Origin of the sequence: Trueperella pyogenes (genome assembly GCF_001070855.1) — a bacterium.
GTDB classification, from domain to species: domain Bacteria; phylum Actinomycetota; class Actinomycetes; order Actinomycetales; family Actinomycetaceae; genus Pauljensenia; species Pauljensenia pyogenes_A.
In genome coordinates, this window is record NZ_JVLH01000006.1 from 212,236 (window position 1) to 232,623 (window position 20,388).

16 protein-coding genes are annotated in these 20,388 nt (G+C 55.5%); 4 read left to right on the forward strand and 12 right to left on the reverse strand.

Translation table 11 applies throughout. The features are described from left to right. Window positions 1-96: 96 nt before the first annotated feature. From ADG72_RS02340 to ADG72_RS02370, 7 genes are all read right to left on the reverse strand, one after another. The gene (locus ADG72_RS02340) at window positions 97-2,055 is read right to left on the reverse strand and encodes a glycosyltransferase (RefSeq protein ID WP_107070831.1); all 1,959 of its coding nucleotides are present in this window, start codon (window positions 2,053-2,055) and stop codon (window positions 97-99) included. Between the two features lie 92 nt (window positions 2,056-2,147). Beyond that, window positions 2,148-4,148: a DUF6541 family protein gene (locus ADG72_RS02345; protein WP_048711915.1), complete on the reverse strand. Its 2,001-nt coding sequence runs from the start codon at window positions 4,146-4,148 to the stop codon at window positions 2,148-2,150. A 29-nt stretch (window positions 4,149-4,177) separates the two neighbouring features. Continuing rightward, complete coding sequence (locus tag ADG72_RS02350; protein WP_048711917.1) at window positions 4,178-4,906, reverse strand: ABC transporter ATP-binding protein; 729 nt, start codon at window positions 4,904-4,906, stop codon at window positions 4,178-4,180. Further along, window positions 4,906-5,784, reverse strand: a complete 879-nt coding sequence (locus ADG72_RS02355) for an ABC transporter permease (protein ID WP_009409171.1) — start codon at window positions 5,782-5,784, stop codon at window positions 4,906-4,908. Before ADG72_RS02355 ends, ADG72_RS02350 begins: the two co-directional genes overlap by 1 nt. Next, window positions 5,781-6,947 (reverse strand): UDP-galactopyranose mutase, encoded by a 1,167-nt coding sequence (glf, locus tag ADG72_RS02360; RefSeq protein WP_009409170.1) that lies wholly within the window; start codon window positions 6,945-6,947, stop codon window positions 5,781-5,783. The genes ADG72_RS02355 and glf overlap by 4 nt, the downstream gene beginning before the upstream one ends. Window positions 6,948-7,002: 55 nt before the next feature. Next, window positions 7,003-7,866: a glycosyltransferase gene (locus ADG72_RS02365; RefSeq protein WP_048711919.1), complete on the reverse strand. Its 864-nt coding sequence runs from the start codon at window positions 7,864-7,866 to the stop codon at window positions 7,003-7,005. Then, on the reverse strand, window positions 7,863-8,870 hold the full coding sequence (locus tag ADG72_RS02370; protein WP_048711921.1) for a glycosyltransferase: 1,008 nt from the start codon (window positions 8,868-8,870) through the stop codon (window positions 7,863-7,865). The genes ADG72_RS02365 and ADG72_RS02370 overlap by 4 nt, the downstream gene beginning before the upstream one ends. Before the next feature lie 118 nt (window positions 8,871-8,988). Between ADG72_RS02370 and ADG72_RS02375 the strand changes: the two genes are divergently transcribed. Genes ADG72_RS02375 through ADG72_RS02390 form a run of 4 tightly spaced genes read left to right on the forward strand, consistent with a single transcriptional unit; the run spans window position 8,989 to window position 14,952 of the window. Further along, entirely contained in the window at window positions 8,989-10,938 is a 1,950-nt protein-coding gene (locus ADG72_RS02375; protein ID WP_048711922.1) for a C39 family peptidase, read from the forward strand. Continuing rightward, a complete protein-coding gene (locus tag ADG72_RS02380) occupies window positions 10,901-12,334 on the forward strand; it encodes a hypothetical protein (RefSeq protein WP_239667630.1) in 1,434 nt (477 codons plus the stop codon). The genes ADG72_RS02375 and ADG72_RS02380 overlap by 38 nt, the downstream gene beginning before the upstream one ends. A gap of 36 nt (window positions 12,335-12,370) precedes the next feature. Next, entirely contained in the window at window positions 12,371-13,636 is a 1,266-nt protein-coding gene (locus ADG72_RS02385) for an LCP family protein (RefSeq protein WP_065427145.1), read from the forward strand. Further along, window positions 13,636-14,952 (forward strand): LCP family protein, encoded by a 1,317-nt coding sequence (locus ADG72_RS02390; RefSeq protein ID WP_080978634.1) that lies wholly within the window; start codon window positions 13,636-13,638, stop codon window positions 14,950-14,952. Before ADG72_RS02385 ends, ADG72_RS02390 begins: the two co-directional genes overlap by 1 nt. Before the next feature lie 85 nt (window positions 14,953-15,037). Here the strand turns inward: ADG72_RS02390 and ADG72_RS02395 are convergent, their stop codons facing one another. From ADG72_RS02395 to ADG72_RS02415, 5 genes are read right to left on the reverse strand one after another with little or no spacing between them, the layout of a single operon-like run. Beyond that, a complete protein-coding gene (locus ADG72_RS02395; RefSeq protein ID WP_048711928.1) occupies window positions 15,038-15,550 on the reverse strand; it encodes an NUDIX hydrolase in 513 nt (170 codons plus the stop codon). 55 nt (window positions 15,551-15,605) lie between these two features. Beyond that, on the reverse strand, window positions 15,606-17,276 hold the full coding sequence (locus ADG72_RS02400; RefSeq protein WP_048711930.1) for a hypothetical protein: 1,671 nt from the start codon (window positions 17,274-17,276) through the stop codon (window positions 15,606-15,608). Between the two features lie 3 nt (window positions 17,277-17,279). Further along, a complete protein-coding gene (gene galE, locus ADG72_RS02405; RefSeq protein ID WP_048711932.1) occupies window positions 17,280-18,275 on the reverse strand; it encodes a UDP-glucose 4-epimerase GalE in 996 nt (331 codons plus the stop codon). 19 nt (window positions 18,276-18,294) lie between these two features. After that, window positions 18,295-19,620 carry a sensor histidine kinase gene (locus ADG72_RS02410; RefSeq protein WP_048711933.1) on the reverse strand — a complete coding sequence of 442 codons (1,326 nt, stop codon included), beginning with the start codon at window positions 19,618-19,620 and terminating at the stop codon, window positions 18,295-18,297. Between the two features lie 17 nt (window positions 19,621-19,637). After that, the gene (locus ADG72_RS02415; protein ID WP_048711935.1) at window positions 19,638-20,318 is read right to left on the reverse strand and encodes a response regulator transcription factor; all 681 of its coding nucleotides are present in this window, start codon (window positions 20,316-20,318) and stop codon (window positions 19,638-19,640) included. Window positions 20,319-20,388: the final 70 nt, after the last annotated feature.

Genomic DNA, 20,388 nt, shown 5'->3' on the forward strand with positions numbered 1-20,388 from the left:
TTGTTCTTTCCACCTATGATCGACAGATCAAGAACTTATTTTCGCGTAAATAAGGGAAGGTGTGAGCAGTTTGAGCCGCTCGCACCTTCCCTTATCTCACAGACCGAAAGTCTTTTCCCAAGCTTGGACGGAGACCAGTTCTGGAAGAGCTTCCCGATACTCACGACTGAGCGAGGCCCAACGACGAATGAGCTCCGCGTGTAGCGCAATGCTCTCTGTCAGAGCACGACGGTAGTGCTTGGCATCGCGCTGGTAGCGCCATGCTCCGGAGCCTTCTGCGTTCGATACCAGCGCAGAGTTGAGGTTTGCGAGCCTCCACCAACGCGCGTCCGTGCTGGAGAGGACGTCCTCAACACGATCTTCACGGTGTTCACCTTCAGGCAGGAACTGCTTGGTGATACCAGCGATTGCCTTTGACATAAACTGGGCGCGTGAATCAGGCTTGGTGCCGACCGGAGCAGGCTTCTTACGGTGTACTGCTGGGAAGTCTGCAGCCTCGGTCATCAGACGTGCGTCTGTGTATTCCTTTGCCTTTGCGCGCGCCTCTGCAGCACGAGTGTGCATTGACGGGTGCAGGTGGCCGGGGCCAAGCAAAACGTCCTTGAGCCCCTGACGGCGCAGATCTGCACTGTAATACTGCAGTGAGAGCAGGGCACGAACGTCCGAGGCCAGAGAGGTCTTCGGGAAGGATGCACCACGCGGGTAGGGAGAGTGCAGCAGCGCAGCAACCCAACGGTTGCGCTGGTGGAAGTATGCCTGCCAGTCCAGACCGTCGTCTTTCTCGGTCCACGGCACGTGCCACACGGCAGCGCCAGGAAGAGAGACCGTCGGGAACCCGTGTTCTGCTGCGCGCAGACCATATTCGGAGTCGTCCCACTTGATAAAGAAGGGCAGAGAAAGACCGATCTCAGCAACAACAGGCTTGGGGATCAAGCACATCCACCAACCGTTGTAGGCAACATCAATGCGGCGGTTCAAGCGAGGATCATTGCGGATCGTGCGCTGAGCCAAGTCAACTGTTGCAAGTTCAGGGTTGACAGCTCCCCACCAGAATTTGTGAGCATCAATCGTTTCACCCATTGAGTGCAAAATGGTACGTTCATTCGCATTGAACATATGGCCACCAACAATGGTTGGCGTCAAAGTGTGCTCTGCGAAAGCAAGCGCGCGAAGCAAACCTTCGGGCTCGATCACAGCATCATCATCAAGCAGCAGGACATAGTCCGAATCGGGGTTCTTGAGCATCTCGTACATACCGCGAGAGAAGCCACCGGAACCACCCAGGTTCGCCTGCTCAATGACACGGAGTTTACTTCCCAGTTCTTCTTGAAGACGCGGGTAACGCTCGCAGTCCTTCACGTTCTTATTGCCCTGATCGACAATGAGAATCTCAGCAATATGATCAAGAACCTCGGGTTCTGCTTGGAAGCGCTCCGCTTGCGTCAAGCAGTCTTCGGGAAGGTTGTAGGTGGTGATACCCACGGTCACATTGGCATGACGGTCACCTTCGCGCGTAGGTACCGACCAGGTTCCCCATTCAAGCTCAACATCTTCCTTGAGAGCAGTGATTTCGGGCCAGATCCAGCCGCCATCACCAAAACGGTTCAGCGGGATATCGAAACTCAGTTCACCAGATCCTGCGCGCGTTGCAACAGGGGTGAAGGTACCACGTGCCGAGGAACGCATAACCTCAACAACCGCCCTCTTCGAGAGCTTCAGAGTCAGACGGATGTTACGAACATCTGTCCAACGCTGCCAATAAGAAGCAGGGAAAGCGTTGAAGTAAGTCGCAAGTGAAAGACGCTCGCGTGCCGGGATCATAAGCGAGGTACGAGTCGCATCCACTCCACGCGGCATTTCAAACTGACGCAGCGTCAGAGAGGTTTGGTCGCCTTGTGCGGCACTCAGCGCGGCACTAGAAGGTGCAACTCCCCAGTCCACATAGAGCGGCCATAACGACGTGTCGCTTTCTCCTGGGAACACAACGCGTTGGACGGGAGTCCATTGCTGTTCGATTGCAGTTCCTTCAGCAACCGCTTCGGTTTTCGCTTTCACGCGGCACTCCTTCATTGTGTGCATTTACGGGCAAAGTCTATGACAGAAAAGCTAATAAAATCTATGTCAAACCGCGGGTGCCTTGTTGACGTTTAGCCAAGTCCACAAGCCGTAATCTTGTAAAGGCTGTATGGTCCGCGTTCCAGAACACGCTCAAAACCGGGTGTTTCCGGAGTAATGTTCCGAATGCCGGTCCACGGCGAGTGCTCATCAAAAATCTGGTGATGACGCTCAAGAACAATCGCGTAGCGGATATCCTCCTGTTGGATCACCGGGCAAATTTCTTGCGGGTCTTCGGAAACCTTGTACAAGTCATCCATGATGACAAGAGCATCCGGCTTCATCTGACCAATCCAGTTCCCCGGCATGGAAGTGAAGACAACTGGCAATCCGCTGGTTGCGTATCCAAACATCGATCCATCGAAAGGATCATTAGCGACCTTCCCTTGAGTTCCGGTGATCTGGCTTGCCTCATCCATGAAGGCAATCTCATCAGAATAGGTGTAGTGATCCTGACGGTCCTGGGCATGGTCATTCATCGTTTCAATGCGCCACTTCATGTTTCCCCCAGTCAGCGTGACCGCAGCGATCAGAGCATAGACGAGCGCAGAGGAGATGAAACGAAGAGCGGCGCCCTTGGGATGTGATGTCTTGCCAAGATTTTCGCTCAACCACGCAAGAGAAAGCGCCAGCATCGGAACCGCAACGATTGACATAGCACCGGCGGGGCGATAGGAGTCGTGATACCAGAATCCCGTCGCGATGTCTCGGAATTTCCCCTCAAAGGCCGCACACAAAACATAGAGCGCGGCGATGAATGCGTAGGAAATGACAAGCCAGGCCCGACGGTATTTGATGACGGCAAGAAGACCACCGATGGCAACGCCAATGGCAAGGAGCCACTGTGCAGCCAAACGCACCGATGCTGCATTCGTCGACAGAAGAAGGACCGCCGCAATCGCGCGTTTTGGACTTTGGAAGGAATCCCAACGCCACGTAACGGTGCGTTGCATGAACGGAGCTCTATACAGCGCATACCACAGGCAAGCTGCCAGAGCGACCAGCACAATTGCGACCAAGGCTGCCTTAATAGTGCTCCCACTCGAACGACGCACCTGGTTGAAAGCAAGAGCAACCACGTAGGGGAAGAGAATAACCGCAAGGGTGAAGACCGAGTTGGGCTGAGCCAAGGCAATGGCTGCAAAACCACCAATGGCAATCAGAATCAGACCGCAGAGCTCAGCACCCTTGAATTGCTTGACAAGAACGCCTCGAAGCAAAAGAACAAATGCCGCAAGGTAAGCAGGCGCGAGCGCGTAGGAGAAGAAGTTTGAGTACAAGACTCCGAAGGCAAGCAATCCCCAGGGATATGCCGCAAAAAGCGAAGAAACCAGAACGGCAAAAACTGGCGATAGGCGCACCTTCTTACCAAAAAGCACGTCCGTCAGAACGGCAGAAGAAAGAGGCCAAATGGTCAGCAAAACCACCAAGCACGAGGCGTTAATCGCAACCGTCATGGGGGTTCCCAAGCCGGAAATCACCATAGATACCCAGCCGTGCCACAGAGCGGGATAGAAGTGGGAGCCAACGGTCCCGTCAACAGCTGCACTATGAAGTGAGGATCCGTCACCACTTTCAATCAGCCAGCGGATCACCGACATATGGAAGGGGGTGTCGTAGGTCGAGAAGAAAGCCTGAGGAGAGGGAACGGAGCGGATGAAAACTCCGATTGCGATCACGGCATTAACAATCAGTGCACCGACCAGAGCAATGGCACGCGACCCCGCCCAGCCCGAGAAAAGCCTCTTATAGTTCTCAAGCCAATGCCTTGGCCTCGAACCACACAACCACATGATCCCCGCAACTACGATGAACACACCGATGTCGCAGCACAGGACAAACTTGAGGCTCCAGTGTCCTGGAATAACGCCGCTCGCAAGTGACGCGAAGCCCAAGATCGCTGCTCCCGTCACGGGTGCAAAACCGACCGTATAGAGGCGTCTACTCAGGAAAAGAGCGTTAACCGCAATACCGGGAACGTACAGGATCGCAGCCAGCACAAGCGCCGGAACGATCACCGAGAGCCATGCCATTTTCTCTCCTGATCTACGTGAAAAGCGTGTTACAAAGAACGCAGTCGATCGACTGCTTCTTGCGCTGTACCGTCTACAAGAAGCTCACCGTGGTGCAGCAACACTCCCCTATTGCACAGGCGCGCAATCAGGTCCAGGTCGTGGCTGACAATCACCAAAGAGGTTCCCTGTTCTTGCATCTCATGGATACGGTCAAGGCACTTGCGCTGGAAGGGCTCGTCACCCACAGCCAGAATCTCATCAACAAGGAAGATATCCGGGCTGGTGTGCACTGCGACAGCGAAAGCCAAACGCAAGAACATACCCGAGGAGTAGAACTTCACCTCGGTGTCGATAAACTTCTCAATCTCCGAAAAGGCGACAATATCGTCAAAAGCAGCTTCGATTTGCTCTTTACTCATGCCAAGAATTGCGCCGTTGAGAAAAACATTTTCACGGCCCGTCAGGTCCGGGTGGAAGCCCGCACCGACTTCAATGAGGCCTGCCATGCGTCCGCGGTATCCCACCGAGCCCTCGTCGGGCGTAATGACACCTGAAATGAGCTTAAGCATTGTGGACTTACCGGAACCGTTGAACCCGATCAGACCGATCGAATCCCCCTGCTCAACCGAGAAACTCACATGGTTGAGTGCGCGGAAATGATTCACCAGCTGACTGCGACGCCCCGTCAAGCTCCAGACCAATCGGTCCTTCAGAGTGTGCGTATTGCGCAGTGCGAATTCTTTGACAACATCATCAACGCGAATAACTTCAGTCATCACAGCTCCTGAGCAAACTTGGGATCCATGCGCCTGAAAGAGACCTCGCCAAAGATGACGGCGCCAAGAGAAATCAGAAGAGCGATTCCAGTCCACAGGCCCAGATTCGGGAGGTAGGGATTCGCGGCAGTATCGACCAGGGTCGGCTGCCAGAAACCGTAGTGGAAAAGCTCAACTGCAATGGTCAGTGGATTGGCCTCGTACACCCACCACAACCAGTGCCAGCCGTGTGCATCCAAAACATCACGCACACTAAACCACGTGTAAAGAACGGGAGAAACCCACGTCGCCATCATCAAGATCAGATCAACGAAGTTCTCTGAATCTCGATAGAACACGTTAAGCGCGCCGGAGAAAAGGCCAATCCCCAGTGCAAACATCGAAACAATGAGGAAGGCCGCAAGGATTGCCAAAACTCCCCACACCGTCGGATGCCAGCCAAAGATAAGTGCACCAATGAAGAGAACAGCGACCTGCGGGAGGAAGTGAACAAGGGCAACCCACATTGCAGACATCGGGAACAGCTCACGGGGAAGATAGATCTTCTTTACCAATGGCGCGTTGCCGACAACAGATCGGGTTGCGTTGCCAAAAACTTCCGAGAAATAGTTCATGAGAACCACGCCGGAGAACATGTAAATGACATAGTTCTCCACGGCGCGGTTCATCTTCATGAAGACGCCAAGTGCGAAGTAGAAGACCAAGAATTGGGTCAGAGGCTTCGCGTAGCTCCACAGCATTCCAAAGATCGAGCCGCGATAGCGAGCCCGCAGTTCCTTATGAACAATGAGGCTGGTCAGGTAGGGCTGACGGAAAACCTCGATCAGTCCCGATGACTTGCCCGGGGTTTGGAATTGCTGCGATGCGATGTTACTCAACGAGTGGTCCCATCCTCGAACAGCGGGGCAAGCTCGTTATCGAGCATCGTCAGTGCCGAAGCGATGGCCATGTGCATATCCAAGTACTTGTAGGTACCAAGGCGGCCCCCGAAGAAGACACGGTCTTCATTCTTCATAAGCTCACGGTACTGTTCGAGGCGCTCGCGATCTTGCGCGGTATTCACCGGGTAGTAGGGCTCGTCGCCATGATCAGCAAAGCGAGAGAACTCGCGGAAGATCACGGTCTTCTTGTCCTGGTAGTCACGCTCGGGGTGGAAGTGGCGGAATTCAATGATTCGCGTGAAGGGAACATCGATATCGCCATAGTTCATGACGGAGCAACCCTGGTAGTCACCGGTTTCGACAACTTCCTTTTCGAAATCGACGGTACGCCAGGACAGGTCACCTGCTGAGTAGTCAAAGTAGCGATCAACCGGACCGGTGTAGACAACCGGAACCTTGCCGACGACCGCAGCCTTGTTCAGCGGGTTCTCTGGATCAAAGAAGTCGGTATCCAAGTAGACATCGATGAGGTCCGAGGCCACCATGCGTTCCATCCACGCGGTGTAGCCATCCACCGGCAGACCTTCGTACTTATCGTTGAAGTAGCGCGAATCGTAGTTGTAGCGCACGGGAAGACGCGAAATGATCGAGGCGGGAAGATCCTTGGGATCAGTCTGCCATTGCTTTGCCGTGTAGTTCTTGAAGAATGCCTCGAAGAGGGGGCGACCAACCAGAGAAACACCCTTGGACTCAAAGTCGGTGATCTCTTGGCCGTCAACTTCTGCTGCCTGCTGGGCAATGAGGGCGCGGGCCTCGTCCGGGCCGTAGGCAGCGGAGAAGAACTGGTTAATAGTTCCCAGGTTCACGGGCATCGGGTAGACAACACCGTCAACGGTGGTCCATACGCGGTGAACGTAAGAGGTAAAGGAGGTGAAACGATTGACGTACTCCCACACACGCTCATTGGAGGTGTGGAAGAGGTGTGCGCCGTACTTATGAACTTCGATACCGGTTTCCGGATCAATCTCAGAGTAGGCATTGCCACCAAGGTGTGAGCGACGCTCAACGATTGCGACGCGGAGGCCCCAGCGAGATGCGGCCTGCTCAGCAATTGTCAGGCCGAAGAGGCCAGATCCGACGACAACAAGGTCATAGTTCACGGTCGAACTCCTTTCAATCCCAGTCAGTATAAGCGAAAGAACTGGACAGATCGCGTCATTGGTCCTTCGACACGAACCAGCGAAGTTTTCCAACCCCTCGATAAAGAGTTTGTCGAAGTTGTGTAGGAATCAACCGATAGGCCCCACGGACGGCTAGGTTTCGCGAGTATTGAGCTTTAGACACGATTCCTTCACTGAGGAAATGGTTTTGAAGGCGCATCTCTGAACGCAGCATCTGCGCTCCACCGCGCCTCTTATATGCACCGGATCCCACCCGATAGCGAACAAGAACCTCTGGCACATTCGCGCAGGGAACTCCCGCTGCAACCATCCGCGCAAAAAGCAAGTAATCCTCCATCAGCTGAAGATGCTCGTATCCCCCGACTGATTCAACTGCACTCTTGCGGTAGACAACTGAAGGGTGCGCAAAGGGTGAACGATAAGAAATGGTCCGACGGATCTCTTCTTCACTCACCGGCATGTTCCGGATCATGCCGTCTTCGGCCTCGTCGTCACTAAATTCTTGAATTGCTGAGCCCAACAAGCCCAAGCCATCCTCAACAAGGGGAACTTGGACGGCGAAACGACGAGGGAGCGATATATCGTCAGCATCAACGCGCGCAACGATTTCATACGAACAATGCGCCAGGCCGATATTCAAGGCATTCGCCAGTCCCATATTGTGCTTGAGCCGGACAACCCTGACATCAGTGTTTCCCAAAACTTCAGTTTCTTCCCCTCGCGCAGCGCGGTGGAGAAATTCCGAAATCTCTTCGGGGACGGGACCATCACACACGACAACCAGCTGGCGTGGGCGCAATTCTTGTTCCCGCGTCGCGCTGGAAATGGCACGGAAGAAGAACTCCGGCTGATCCCCCACATAAACAGGGAGCAGGACCGAAAAGTTAGCGGCTGTCATCGAGGCTCCCCCTCTGAGCAGCCACGTGCCTCAGAGACGGATGAGGAGCAGCCACAGCCGCAGGAACGATGTCCATGTTCAAGAGCAGCGACTTCATCGGCAACCTCAGTGAGATGCAGAATTTCACTGGAGCGCAACGGCGGCCGCCACGCATCACGAAGTCCCTCACGCAGGTATCCGAGCGCGGCTTCGCGGTCGGCCGAGGCAGCAATCATCTTTGCCCAGCGAAGCGCAGTGGCAGCCCCAAAAGCACAGCGATCAAAAAGACCAAAGCCCGAAGAAGTTCCAAGCGCCCAAACTTTGTTACGAACTTCGTTGTAGAAACGCGGGCCGGGATCAGCAGTGGAGTTTCCGAAGGTCTTCGTTCGGTGCTCGACGCGTGCACCATCCACGTAAAGCCCCACTCGCCCTTTGAGAAGGCGCGCGGTGTACTCAAAGTCGTCATTCCACAAGAAGTAGGCCGCTTCGGGTAGCCCTTCTTCTTCAATCGCACGCGCATCGATCATGATTGCAACGAATGATGCCGTGCGAATCTGACGCGCTCCAACGGCAGCCGCGTGTTCACGAAGCTCGCGGGAGATCAAGAAGCGTTCGCGAGGTGCATTCATCGGATGTTCGCGCCCGTCAATCCAATCGGCTCGGCACGCCAAAACGGCGGGCACGCCAGGGTATTCCTCACGAGTGCGTAGCAAGACCTCAAGGGCAGTAGGAGTTGGGATCGTGTCATCATCCATGATCCACACGAGGTCTGCACCTAAAGTCATCGCTCGGGCAATTCCCGCGGCGAAGCCACCGGCACCACCGTAATTTTGTGGAAGCGTCACAACATTGGTGACGGCAGGATGTGAGGCAATGAGCTGCGGGGTTTCATCGCTGGAAGCATTGTCAACGACGACAACTCCATCCAATGGCCGGGTCTGCGAGGCAAGGCCGTCCAAGGTTTCACGCAAGAGCTGTGCTCGGTTCCATGCAACGACGACGGCGATGACGGTTGGATTGCTCATGGGATAAGCCTACGGGCAAATGTGAGGTATATGCCAAGTAATGCACATAAATTCTGAATAATATTTGGATAGGGTGTTTGAAGAGTTAGTCTCTGTTTGCCCCCCAGGAGATTCACCAATGCGTTCTTCGCTTTTTGCTTCATCGTGTGCAACTGCGGCGCTGCTTGCCCTCAGCATTGCACCGATTTCCCTTGCCACTCCCACTTCCGAGGCCGAAGCTCCCACCCCATCAACACTGGCGTCTTCCCCCACTCAGCCTGAAACTCCCGCACCCGAAGCATCCCCATCTACAAGTGCGTCCTCTTCGGTCGATTCCACTACATCCTCGGGAGACACTCCGACCGGAGACAATATTCCAAGTAGCGAAGACCGCTCCGCTACTGACGACTTTGCGTCCCTCTCCCCCGAGGAGCAGATCCGCCAGCGCTGGCAGGACATGGGCGCAGAAAACGGAGTGCTTGGTGCCGCAACTTCTGGACTAGTCCCCCTGCGCGACGGGGCTTTCATCCAGTTCTACCGGGGCGGCCAAATCTATTGGACCGCTCAATACGGTGCGCATGCCTCGCGAGCAGGAATCCACAGTGCCTATGGCGCACAGAAGTGGGAAAACGGCCCTCTGGGTTTCCCGACCTCTGATGAAGAAGTTCAGACAATCGGAGGAATTCGCGGCGCGGTCCAAACCTATGAGAACGGCCAAATTCGATGGAGCACCCGGGGCGGGGCCCACCCCATCTGGGGCAAAATCCTCGAACGCTACAAAACCGCCGAAGCCGAAGGTCGTTCATTGGGCTGGCCCACCGCGAACGAAATGAAGGACGCAGCGGACGGCGGCGCATACCAGCACTTCACTGGTGGCTCGATCTACTTCCACCCATCTACCGGCGCGCATAGGGTGAGTGGTGGTATCCGCAATCTCTGGGAAGGTCAGGGCTGGGAACGCGGCCAGATGGGCTACCCGACGGGCGAAGAGACCGCTACGGCGGATGGTGGCGTGTATCAGACCTTCCAAGGCGGCACCGCTTACTGGCACCCTCGTACTGGCAGCTATTACGTGCATGGCGCAGTGCTGGGAGCATACGGCCGCGCCGGATATGCGCGTGGACGCTACGGCTACCCTTTGACCAATGAAACCCCTTCGACAAACGGTGGTGTTTTCCAGCGTTTCCAGGGTGGAACAGCGTACTGGCACCCAGGTTCGGATTCGTATTTCGTCCACGACGCGATTTTTGACACTTATGGTTCCTACAACTGGGAGCGAGGGGAACTCGGTTATCCCCTAACCGACGAAACGGCTTCCGCAAACGGTGGTGTCTTCCAACGTTTCCAAGGCGGAACAGTCTACTGGTCCGCTCGCACAGGATCTCACGCAGTCCCACTCTCGATGCTAGAACTTTACGGCCAGCATGGTTACGTGCGCGGGCACCTGGGATATCCAACATCAGAGCCCTACTGGGATGGCAACCGTCAGAAGCAAAACTTCGAGCACGGAGTCTTGGAAAAGACCAACGATTTCAACATGACCTGGGCCGGGCAGCCTAATAATTACTTCTGCGGGCCGACCAGTGGATGGATGATCCTCAACGCAATTGGTGCACACCAGTCCGCACAGGGAACACCGCTCAGCATTGATGCGGTTGCAAGCCGTGATTACATGAACACCGTAGATTATGGCTACACAAGCTTCCACGATCGACGTTTTGAGTACGGGATGAACCGTTGGCTGGGCCGCGATGCCTACACCACGATTCACACTCCTTCGGTTGATCAGGTTCGTGATTCGGTAAAGAACTCCTTCCGTAAGGGACTCCCCACCGCTGTCGATGCCCAAGAACGTCGCGGTGGCCCGCACTATAACGGTCACCCAAACTCAACCTTCTCCCACATCATGGTTGTGACTTCCTATGATCCGAACACCGATTCCATGCGGATGGCCGACCCGGGAGTTCACTACCTGTGGAACGGTGAGGAACAATTCTGGTATCACCTGCCCTCATTCACCCAGAACTTCCTCCAAACCGAGGTCGAACGCGATGGACGCGAGCACATTGGCATCTACACCGCACGCTGAGAGTTGGGGCGTTCCGGGAGCGCCGGCTAACCCGCCACATCCCGGCTTTCATTCTCATTCTCGAGGCCGCGCGTCCCTGCGCCGCTTTGCATTCCTCAGCGTTTGCGCCCTTGTCACCCTCGGTGGATGCACAAGCGGAGGGAGCGGGGATTCCTCGGCCTCGGCGAGCGCACAGGTATCACCTCGTCAGATGAATGGCGTTTTCGAGCCGATCGTTGCGAAGTCCGCGCTGGAGGATCCACACGAAAGCGTCTGCACAGACCTCGCTCTTCCTTTTGAGATCATCGCGATGCATGCGAGCGATCAGCCTTGCGCTTTGTCCCCATCAGGGCAGCCCCAGCCGGCTTCCGTGGATGAGAAATGGTCACTGGGCGGGGATTTCCGGCAGATCCCTTCTCTTCCCATCGATACCTCTGAGGTTTTCGGCTCATCAACACATGACCCGAAGGACCTGTACTCCTACAAGCCCGCAATTCTCACCCCCCAGGGGGCACACGATCTGTCTGCCAATCTACTTCGAGAAGACGGCAACTACGTTGAGCCCCTCGATGGAACACAAAACGGTCCTTGGATTACTTTCCTTGGCCGGCAGATTTCTTCTTCATCAACTGGAGATCACCAAGAAGACAATGTCTTTGCCCCGTGGACAATTTACTCCTGGAATACGAACGAGCAACGTTTGCGTACCGTGATGACTTGGAGTGATCTTCCCGCTCATAGTCCACGAAGCTCAGGTGAACTTCCCCCTGTTAGCGATGGGACGCATGCGTTTTACGGCGCAAAAGCCTCAACTGATCACGGAGATTTTTCACTAATCATCGCCCAAGGCCTTGATGGTCCAACGCGTTCCAACAAACCGCAGATTCTTCTCTTTGGTGCCTACCCCGCGGTCTCTGAGCAGGGGCTCAGCGTGGTTGCAACTACGATGAACTCGCCTCTGCCCTCTCGCGTCGCCACGCTCAGCGGAACTGATTTCTCAAAGGTCACCACACACTTCGACCTCAAATCACAGGACTATCGAATCACTGGGCTCTACGCAGCCGGAGATCACCACGCAGTCCTCGTCAGCCCCTCAAGTACTTCTTCCGCGGCCTCGTCCTACCTTGGACTCTGGGACAGCTCTTCCACCGACTATCCCACGCAGTGGATCATGGTCGACTCTCGAACTCCTTGGGTGTCCATTGGTGAAGAGGCAATCACGTGGGGTGCAGGATCTCAGGCGAACAATGCACAGATGTACCTGCGTCCATGGAAAACCGGCCAGATCACGCGGTTGGGAGAAACCCCCGGATATTCGCGTCCCATTGTCGCTGCAAGTGGACACACAGTGATGATTCCGCGTGTGAACAGCCAGGGTGGCATTCAATGGGCTATCGGAGAATTTACTGCGGAATAACACGCGGAGAACTCAAGTAACGATATGATAAACGTGATGAGTACTCCACAACCGCGCGATGCGCGACCGATCCTGCACTCTGCGACGCTCCCTTTTAAGAGCGGTGCGGCACGAGTGGTTTCACTGGTTGCTTTTAGCTGCGTTCTACTGTTGGTGTGGACAATATTTTTTGTCTATCACAGCTTTGGCAGCCAGCTTTCGGCAAACAGCATCAACACAAATGGTCTTGGAAATGCGAATTCAACCGAATCCGCAGCACCTTCGGACTCTTTTGAAGGGCGTGCCGTCAATATCTTGATTTCAGGTATTGATTCACGACAGAACCAAGGCGATGACGCCAATGGCGATCCCGATGAACTTTCGTCTATCCACTCTGATACGACCATGTTCATGCATATTTCTGCGGACCGCTCACGAATCCAGGTCGTCTCTATCCCACGAGATCTCATCACCGATATTCCCTCGTGCCGCCGCTCCGATGGCACGACATCCTCTGCCTACACAGGAATGTTTAATTCCGCATTCTCAACGGGTTCGAATGACACCGATATCGCGGGTGGCATTGCCTGTACCGAGGCCACAGTCGAGCAACTGACCGGAACGAAGGTTGATGGATTTGTTGTCGTCGACTTCCACGGTTTCCGCGGTTTGATTGATGCTCTTGGAGGGGTCTGGTTCGATATCCCCGAAGATATCGATGATTCCAAGTCAGACCTTCACGTTCAAGCAGGGTGCCAGAAGCTCGACGGCAAGACCGCCCTTGCCTACGCGCGCACTCGCTACGCCGTTGGCGACGGTTCCGACCTCGGCCGTATCTCCAACCAGCAGAAACTTGTCGCGGCAATTATGCGCGAGTTGATGGCGAAGAACTTTGTCTCTGATCTTCCCTCACTTCTCTCCTTCACGAAGCAGGGGCTTTCAGCTCTGCAGCCTTCGCAGAACCTGTCAAACATCAACACCGACGTGGGCCTGATGCTTTCGCTCACTTCGGTCAATCGTTCGAATATCCAGTTCATCACCTCACCGAACCAGTATTCGCCGGTTGACCCGAACCGAGTCATCAACCTGGAGCCTCAGTTCAGCCAGGTGTGGGAAGCAATCCGCAAGGACCAGCCCTTCCCCGCGACAATTGAGTTCACGAACGGCAGCGGTGAAGACGGACAGACGAATGCTCCCGCTCAGGATCCTTCGGCCTCGCCTTCCTCATCACAAAGCGCATCTGCTTCCGCAACGCCCAGTGCAAGCGCGTCGCAATCTCCAAGCGCCACGCCAACTCAAAAGCCCTGTCCCCCGGAGAAGTGATGACTCAGCCGCCTTCATTCCAACCTGATCCTTCACGTCGGCGGCCTCGTCTTTCAGAGGTCGCTAATGCTGGTGCCCAGAATGAAGAGGCGGCTGCTCACCACCGTAGGATCCCCGCTGAGTCCACGCGGCACTCTGCCGCTCAACACAGCACACCGGCAGAGCCTTCCAGCGTTCAAGAAGAGGCGATGCCTCCCTCCTTTGCGCCCCGCGCGCGGAGAACCCAGCCCCCGGCCTACGCTCCCTCAGCTCCAGCACGCGAATCCGTAGGTGCGACTTCCAGACCTCCTGTGCAGGCATCAACGCAACGCCCGCACTTCCAACCCGTTCAGCCCCAGCCCAGCACAAGCCAAGCCCGGGGCGTAAGCCCAGCGAAGCCTCGTCAGAGGAAGAAGAGGCGCTGGCCTCTTGTCGTCGTCGTGTGCGTTCTGCTCATGCTGGCATGGCCGGTTTTCCTGATGGTTGATGCCAACTCTCATTTGAAGAAGATCGACGCGCTGTCAGGAGCTGCCAATACTTCCGGAACAACGTATCTATTAGCAGGCTCAGATTCGCGCGCAGACGGCTCAGTTCCCGACGACACCGAGGGGCAACGCGCAGATTCGATCATGCTTGTTCACGTTGCCCCCAATGGACAGACCAGCAATATCTCACTCCCCCGCGATACCTACGTCGAAATCCCCGGTTATGGCTGGGACAAGCTCAATGCCTCATACGCATATGGCGGCCCCGCACTCCTAGTCAAGACGGTCGAAAAGCTCACCGGACTTACCGTTGATCACTATGCAGAGATCGGAATGGGCGGAGTGTCCAATATTGTCGACGCGGTCGACGGGGTGAGTCTGTGTTTCGATCTCAGCGTTGAGGATGAACGCTCCGAGCTCAATTGGGAAGCTGGATGCCACGATGCCAACGGTAAGACTGCTCTGGCATTTGCGCGCATGCGCTATTCGGATCCACGAGGTGACATTGGACGTGCTGAACGCCAGCGCCAGGTAGTGTCGAAGACCGTTTCAAAGGCAATGAAACCGGCAACGCTACTGAACCCAATGAGCGCCCTGCGCGTTGAACGAGCTGGTGCCTCTGCATTCACGGTCGATCAGGACTCGTCTGTTATTGACGTTGCACGCTTGGTACTGGCATTCCGCGAGGCACAAAACTCTGGGATGACTGGTGTTCCCCCGATTGAATCGCTGGGCTATGCGACATCGGCTGGAAGCGCAGTGTTGCTTGAAGATACGACCGCACCGGATTTCTTCGCCAAGCTTCGTGCTGGGACGCTCACAAAAGACGACCTAGCATCGCAGTCCTCATAATCGGGAAGTCCTTGAGGCACAGTGCTGATCTCAACTTGCAAGTTGCGTCTTGTACTCGAAAGTCGTGCCCACCGTTAAACAGCAGTCAGGAATTGTTGCGAAGGCTCCAGATGGAAAAAGCCGCAAGAGAAATGGCGTCTTGAAGCTGGCCACCCGCAATCATCTCTTTGAGTACAGCAAGGCTGACCCACTGAAGAGCATCAACTTCTCCATCGATAGCTTGCCGCTCCTGTGGTGGGACCGTGCAGGAGACAACTTCGACGTGCCCGGCGAGGATGCCAGAATCGGGGTAAATCTGCCCCAAGGACTCTCCGTTTTCCCCATAAAATCCTGTCTCTTCGAGGAGCTCACGCAAGCCGGTCGCTACCCCATCCGCGTCTGTTTCCTCGCTCATTCCGCGTGGGAATTCCCAGAGGTCACGCTCAATGGCAAGACGTTGCTGACGGACCAGGGCAAACTCACCGTTCTGGTTTCGAGCAATCGCAACCGCCCCGGCGCGATTTCCCCCGATAACAACGCGGTGCATACGCGGAGTCCCATCGTTACCTTCAACCCACAGAGGAAAGTTTTCCGCGTGCCAAACCTGGGTCCATTTCATGGTGTCTCCTTGTGCCTGATGGGGTGAATTTTGAGTGGTTGTCGAGTCGTCAAATTTATGCCTGAGCCAATCGGATTTCAGACATCATCCTTGAGGGACGGAGTTTAAAGAGTTCCCGAACATCCGAATACGGGAAGGATGCAAGGAACGCAATCGCCGTCCACAGGACATTCATCCAAAGAGTATCTTCACCAAACCATCCTGAATCGTGTGCGGTCAGGAAGAAGGCCAAAATGGTAACAGCGATGCAGCGAAGCACTCCGCTGACGACGCGTTTACGCCACTCCACCGGATCGATTTCAAACTCGCGAATGAAGAGTGCAAGAGAGCGCCACGCATTACGCGAAGCCCGCTTTACCCTGATTTCCTCAGCGGGGTGCGCATCTGTGAGAGCACTGAGTTCAAGCTGAGCAGCACGGGCCTTGGCGGTCATCGGGTGGGTCAGCACGCGCTGGTACTGTTCGGGAGAAAGCGTTCCCATAGCCTCGGTAATTTCCCCGTTGACGTTAAGTCCACGCGCGCTTCCCCCAACTCCCTCACGGCCAGAGCCAGTTTTTGACGCAACTCGCAGCCCTATGCGGGCAAGTGTCAGTCGGGTATTTTCTTGCAATCGGGCACGCCAATATTGCTTTCTGCTCTGCGGTGGGACGCACATCCCCCACTGACGCTGCGCCCGGACTTCCGCATCATCGGTGCCATCATCGTCGGCGATCATCGTAAAACTCATGCGTGAAGTTGCGGTATCGAGGAGCGCAAGACGCTGATGCATGGCTGCGTCCTCGTAAAGAAGTGAAAACCAGCGCAATGCACAGCGTGCCTGAGGCGCCGTGAGCACAGAACGATAAAGCTCTCCTTCTGAGGCATCAAGATCTGCCGGCGGGGCTTCTTCCATCCAATGGGACAGGAGTGAGACAACATCACCGCGCCGAGCTGGTCGCGTCACTTCCCCACCGTCATTGGCAATCCACTTCGGCAGCCAGATCCGCAGGGTGCGGGCGATTGCGATCGCTTCGGTATTCTTAAGATCCTCGAGGCGACCGTGGCTCTCCCAGAAATCAGCATCCTCAACGCTAGGGGTTCGAGGCCAGGTCATGAGATGAACACGCATGCCTTCCATCGCGCGCACCCATTGATCGCGCCCTGTCTCAATAAGCCGTGCCGGATCTTGTCGAGAACGCGGTACCGAGCAGTAGGCCGGGAATGGCTGGCCCTCTTCGGTTTCCGTCTCGCTCAGCCCTTTAAGCAGCAAGGCAAGCCGAGCATGTCCTTCAGTCACCGAATGAGCTGTAGGCATATCACATTCAAAGACCGCGCGTGCGGCAGAAACAAAGCCTTCCCGCTCAACCTGACGGCGTTGAAGATCCGCCCATTCAGCACGTTCTTCGGCGCTCGCAGGGCGGGCAAAGCCCGCGGGAGTGCCCGCGGGAGGCTGACACCCCACGAGTAAAGGAAGATCCTGGTACGAGGGCAAGCCCAAGGCCTCGGCAAGCCCATCGGGGCCAAGAGCGAGGAAACAGACCCCATCGAGAAGCTGATTGCGGTCGATATAGACATAATCCGCACTCAGCAGGGCCATACGCAGCATCATGACGAAACTGTGCAGTGCTGCCTGCGGGCCAAGACGACGCCACGCCATCGCCTGCTCAAGAGAATCTAAATCACTGATAGATACAGTCGAAGAATTCCACGGTCGAGCAGGCAAGGCGTTCGCTTCGGCGTCTGTCATAGGTCAGGACTGAGAGGGGACCTCAATTGCGCGAGGCCCAGCCTGCCAGGCATCCCATGCAGACTGCAGAATCTCGGTGACACCGTAGTTAGCCTTCCAGCCCAAATCCACAGCAATTGACTGAGGATCACCAATGAGCATGGGCGGGTCACCTGCGCGACGATCAAGTTCGTCAACCGGGAAATCCCAGCCGGAAACTGCGCGAAGACCGTCGATGATCTCGCGGACCGAGGTGCCCAGACCGGTACCCACATTGAATTGACGATGCGCAGGAACCCCGCGAGTCAGTGCATCCAGAGCAAAGATGTGGGCATCGGCTAGGTCTTTGACGTGAATGTAGTCGCGGATGCAGGTTCCGTCATCGGTCGGGTAATCCGTTCCGAAGATCTTCGGGTGCTCACCGCGAGCCAAACGGTCAAGGACCATAGGAACCAAGTTGAGGCATGCGGGATCGGCGAGATCATTCCATCCAGCGCCGGCAACGTTGAAGTAGCGCAGTCCGATCCAGTTGAGGCCCCATGCGCGTTCAGCATCGGCCATCATCCATTCGCCGATCAGCTTGGTCTCGCCGTAGGGATTGATGGGCTTCTTCTCAATATCCTCGGGGATCACGGGAACCGGAGGCATCCCATAAACGGCAGCTGAGGAAGAGAAAATCATGTTCTTCACACCGGCTTCTTCCATTGCCAGCAGGACATTCGCCAAACCACCGATATTTTGACGGTAGTACCACGCAGGACGTTCAACAGATTCGCCAACCTGCTTCTGAGCAGCAAAATGAATAACGCCAGTGACGTCTTCATCAATCATTGCCTGGGTCAAGATGGGCAGAGCCTCATCGCGTGCAACATCCACTTCGATGAGTGTCGCATCACCGATTCGATTGGCTGCGCCGGTGGTCAGATTGTCAACAACAACAACCTTTTCGCCACGTTCCAGCAGAAGACGGACAACGTGCGCGCCGATGTAGCCGGCGCCTCCCGTAACAAGAATGCTCATAGAATTCAGTGTACGGCAATTAAAAGCGTCGTGAGCGCCGCCCCATAGAGACCAGCGCGCCCTCGGGCATCACGCGGCCCGGGTCATAGCTAGCGGGAATCGCCGCCAAAGAGAGAGTGAAAACTGGCGGCACCGCTTGAGAAAGCTCGATGCGGCCACCCATCGTTTCAATGAGGTCCTTCGCCAATGCCAGGCCAATTCCACTGGAGCCGTGACCCGACACCCCATTTTCGAAAATATAGGGGGCCAATTCAGCATCAACGCCTTCGCCTTCATCAGAGACCTCGATGATAACGCCTCGACTATTAGCACTATTGCGCGCGTGTACCCAGGTCGTACCAGCACCATAGCGCAAGGAATTCTCAATCAAAGTCGCAAGCACCTGTGCAATCTTGGCCTCATCCGCAAGAATCGGCATATCTGCCTCATCTGTGAAGCGTAAGACGCGATCAGCCTTTTCGAAGGCTTCTTCCCATTCTTCACGCTGGGTGTTGAAGACTTCCAGAACATCAATGGCCTCAGTTGCAGAGGCATGTCGTTTATTTGTATCCAGCAGCTCAGTGACTACCGTTGTCAACCGTTCAACCTGTTCTAGGCATGAACGTGCTTCTTCCTGTACTTCTTCTTCGGTCGAAATCATTTCAATTTCTTCCAGGCGCATAGATAGCGCTGTCAAAGGAGTGCGAAGCTGATGCGAGGCATCGGCGGCCAGCTGCCGTTCGGCGGCCAAACGGCGTGCCATCTTCTCGCCCGTACGCTGAAGTTCTTCTTGAACAAGATCGATTTCTTCGATCCCTGAAGGCTTGACACGCGCTCGGACCTGTCCGGAACCAATTTGTTCCGCTTGAGCCGAAAGATAGATCAGAGGTGCCGAAAGACGCCGCGAAAAACGCGCTGCAAGGGCCCAACCAACAACCAAAGAGACAAGGATCCCTAAAAGGAAAATCCCTGAAACACGAACGATGCTTCGAATCGCGTTACGCGCTGAAATCATGACCGTCACTTTGACGCCATCGGGTGATGAGGCACTTCGAGTGATAGTGATTCCACGAAGCGGCTCCCCCAGAGTAATGGGCTGTGGGTTCTGGGGAATCATAATTTCGACGTAGGCAGGTTCCCCGTTGGCCACAAGGGTCTGCGCCCACATCCGCGCGTAGCCTTCAGAGAGGGTTGAGGTGCGTAGACGTCGATCAAGATTGGTTTGAACTGTCTGCGCGCGGGTTTCCAACGAAGCCGTTTGCGTATTCCAAACAATCAACGAAGATGCCACAGCCGCTGGGATACCGAAAATCAGTGCGACAACCGCAACCGCGGTCAAAATCATTCGCGCAGCACGTCTACGCATGACAGACCTTCAGAGATTTAGGCAGTTGGCTTTTCGAAGCGGAAACCCATTCCGCGAACAGTGGTGATATAGCGCGGAGATGTTGCATCATCACCAAGCTTGCGGCGAAGCCAGGACACATGCATGTCCAGTGTCTTTGTCGAACCGCTCAGGCCATTTCCCCAAACTTCACGCATCAGGGTGTCGCGCGGAACGACGTTTCCAGCCTCGCGAACCAGAACGCGCAGGAGTTCAAACTCCTTTGCTGTCAGCGAGAGCTCTTTTCCTGCAACATAAGCACGGTGTGCGGCTACATCGATACGGACGTCCTGAACAACAAGATCGCCGTCTGCAACCTCGCCACCACCACGGCGCAGCAGTGCGCGGACGCGGGCAAGGAGCTCTGCCAAGCGGAAAGGCTTGGTGACGTAATCATCTGCACCAGCATCAAGACCGACAACCATGTCAACTTCGTCGGCACGTGCAGTAAGGATGAGAACCGGCACGGAGGAGCCAGAGGAACGAATTTCCCTTGCAACATCCAGACCGTCCATATCGGGAAGACCTAGGTCAAGAACAACCAGGTCAACACCCTCAAGATCTTCGAGTGCGCTCCGGCCGTGGTCATGCGCGCGCACATCATAGGTTTCGCGTGCAAGGGCGCGGGTAAGCGGGCCAGCGATAGCCGGATCATCTTCAACGAGAAGCACTGTAGTCACGGAAACAGCATACCGGATTTCAGGGATCTCTTGTACATTTCTTGACCTAAATGGGATGAAATCACAAGAT